General features: G+C 38.1%; 4 protein-coding genes. All 4 read left to right on the top strand.

All coding sequences use genetic code 11. The features are described 5' to 3' along the window. Positions 1-665 precede the first annotated feature (665 nt). A complete protein-coding gene (locus AXF17_RS07840; RefSeq protein ID WP_094234535.1) occupies positions 666-1,436 on the top strand; it encodes a DUF3114 domain-containing protein in 771 nt (256 codons plus the stop codon). Beyond that, positions 1,421-1,762, top strand: a complete 342-nt coding sequence (locus tag AXF17_RS07835; protein ID WP_094234534.1) for a hypothetical protein — start codon at positions 1,421-1,423, stop codon at positions 1,760-1,762. Before AXF17_RS07840 ends, AXF17_RS07835 begins: the two co-directional genes overlap by 16 nt. A gap of 146 nt (positions 1,763-1,908) precedes the next feature. After that, positions 1,909-2,070 (top strand): hypothetical protein, encoded by a 162-nt coding sequence (locus AXF17_RS09310; protein WP_207651554.1) that lies wholly within the window; start codon positions 1,909-1,911, stop codon positions 2,068-2,070. 417 nt (positions 2,071-2,487) lie between these two features. Then, positions 2,488-2,989 (top strand): DUF3114 domain-containing protein (locus tag AXF17_RS07830; protein WP_207651553.1); only part of this gene is annotated, 502 nt, incomplete at its 3' end.

Genomic DNA, 2,989 nt, shown 5'->3' with positions numbered 1-2,989 from the left:
CGATATTATTGTATTCTATATAACAAATCCGATATAAAAAAACTACCTGGCTCCGTAGAAGAATTCCGTAAACAGTTCAAGATGGACAAGAAGGCGGAGCAGGAGCGCTTAGCGGAGCAGAATAGATAACCTATTTTGTGATATATTTTCAGAAAGCTCGTATTCGAGCTTTCTGTTTTCAAATTAAGGTATTACGATATAGAGAATGCCACAAAGAACCTATTCAGCACCGGAGACAGCACAGCCGAACAGATAAACGCAGCCCTGTCAGATCTCGGTAAATCGTTTAGAGCGGGAGCATTTCATCCAAACCTTGCAGCTTCATGGCGAGCAAAGCTGAAGGAAGAGGTAAAGGAGCTGGATGTTATAAACATGTTCGGCATCAAAAGACCTAAGTCAATAGATGACAAAACTTGGGAGAAGTATCAGGAAGATGTTACAGCCAAGGTGCTTCTGCTGGAAAAACAGGGCTAGCCAATAGAAAGCATTAAAGAATTTGGCAAGTATTTCAAAGAGATGCTTGGTAGAAAAGGACAATCTTCTAATATGTCTGAAGCCATCACATCATGCTATAGAGATACTCAGATAGTAGGCACTAAAGTCTTTGATAACATGTGGTATACATGGAAGGCAGAGGGCATATCCGCTAAAAACCGTCTGTACTGATGAAAATTACAGGGATGGACAGACTGGATGAAAGATCATCAGCTGACCAACTAAGAGCCATAGCAGATAAGATAAACAAAAATATGAAGCCCGATGACAAATTCTGGGGTAGCCTAGCAGGCACTGTAGAAACAGCATACTATCCAAGCGGCATGAAAGGTGACTTAGGAAAGCAACTACATCTGTTCAGATATGTAATATCTTATCAGCAAGCAAAATACATAGTAGACAACTACGAAGGCCGTACAGATGAAGAAAAACTAATCAACTATATAGTAAAAGAGAAAATCTGGAATTGGACAGCAGAGGAGTCTACGAGGTTGCATCTGAAGTCATATAATAATGGTGAGCAATATCCAGATGGACACAGTTATGCAAACGGCGGAATCAATCTCAAAGTTGTTACCAATGCCAGATTTCGTTCAGAATTTATAATCAATGGTGATGGTAAATTTCTCACTCTTTTATATGAAAAGGCAACTCAAGATGCCAAAGTAAACTGCTCTAGCTTTAATTATGCACGTCGTAATGACGAGGTGCATACAGTGCTTGATGTAGACCCTGTTGGTGAAAAATATAAGTATGAGCCGCAATTTAGAGAAGAAGCTAGATACATTCATGATGAGGCCGGAAATAGAATCAAAAACAATAAAAACGAATTCAAGAAATATGAAGCACCTGAACGTAAAGATATGTGGAAATATAAAGATAGTATAAAAAAGAGGCAAGCAAGCTTTAGAAATGAGGTATTCGCATGTATAAAACAATAAGTTCAAAGTTTAAGATATTTATAATAGTAATCATACTGATTATATCACTTATTGCGATAAAGAAAATGATTGTGGATCCACTGCCAGTTAGAGATATTAAGATGAATACGGTGTATATCTGTGGATCAGGAACCGAATACCCAGACGATGATCAATCAAGGTACTATATAGAGTTTAAAGATGATAAAACGTATATATTGATGCATGATGACACTAGAAGAAAAGAGGAAAATTACGATGAGGATGGTGATGGAAGCAGGCCAATTATAGATATATATTTTGGGAAATATGAGGAAAAAATGGCAATTGTATACTTAGACCAATAGAAGGTGCATATGTAGGTTTCAAAGATACTGATTCTGTCAAGAATAATAGAATAAATTCCTATTATTCTGCGAAAATAAAAAATAATGCATTTGAAACATGGATGATAATAGCTCCAACAAGTGGAAGGCGGTATAAATTAGGTTACGTGAACAAAAATGGAGCATCGATTGATAATAATAGAATTTATTTTATGCTTTTCAACAAATCCGACATAAAAAAGCTTCCAAGCAGCCCAGAAGAATTCCGCAATCAGTTCAAGATGGACAAGAAGGCGGAGCAGGAGCGCTTAGCGGAGCAGAATAGATAACCTACTTTGTGATATATTTTCAGAAAGCCCATATTCGAGCTTTCTGTTTTCAAATTAAGGTATTACGATATAGAGAATGCTACAAAGAACCTATTCAGCACCGGAGACAGCACAGCAGAACAGATAAACGCAGCACTGTCAGACCTCGGCAAATCATTTAGAGCGGGAGAATTTCATCCAAATCTGACAGCTTCATGGCGAGCAAAGCTGAAGGAAGAGGTAAAGGAACTGGATGTTATAAACATGTTCGGCATTAAAAGACCTAAGTCAATAGATGACAAAACTTGGGAGAAGTACCAGGAAGATATTACAGCCAAGGTGCTTCTGCTGGAAAAACAGGGCTAGCCAATAGAAAGCATTAAAGAATTTGGCAAGTATTTCAAAGAGATGCTTGGTAGAAAAGGACAATCTTCTAATATGTCTGAAGCCATCACATCATGCTATAGAGATACTCAGATAGTAGGCACTAAAGTCTTTGATAACATGTGGTATGCCTGGAAGGCAGAGAGCATATCCGCTTCCGAAAGCAAGAAGAAACTGTCTGTACTGATGAAAATTACAGGCATGGACAAACTGGACGAAAGATCATCAGCTGACCAACTAAGAGCAGTAGCAGATAAGATAAACAAAAAGATGAAGCCCGATGATAAATTCTGGGGCAGCCTGGCAGGCACCGTAGAAAAAGCATATTATCCAAGTGGCATGAAGGGTGACTTAGGAAAGCAACTACATCTGTTCAGATATGTAATATCTTATCAGCAGGCAAAATATATAGTGGATAACTACAAAGGTCGTACAGATGAAGAAAAACTAATCAACTATATAGTAAAAGAGAAAATCTGGAACTGGACAGCGGAGGAATCTGCAAGACTTCATCAGAAGTCGTATAACAATGGAGAGCAATATCCAGATGGACACA

The sequence above is a fragment of the Mogibacterium pumilum genome (genome assembly GCF_002243385.1).
Lineage (GTDB): Bacteria > Bacillota > Clostridia > Peptostreptococcales > Anaerovoracaceae > Mogibacterium > Mogibacterium pumilum.
The sequence above is the reverse complement of the archived record's forward strand: the minus strand, read 5'-3'. Positions and strand labels throughout refer to the sequence as shown.

Bases quoted from the DNA above. Each gene is read 5' to 3' on its own strand.
- AXF17_RS07840 (WP_094234535.1), top strand. From the start codon at position 666: ATGAAAATTACAGGGATGGACAGACTGGATGAAAGATCATCAGCTGAC.
- AXF17_RS07835 (WP_094234534.1), top strand. From the start codon at position 1,421: ATGTATAAAACAATAAGTTCAAAGTTTAAGATATTTATAATAGTAATC.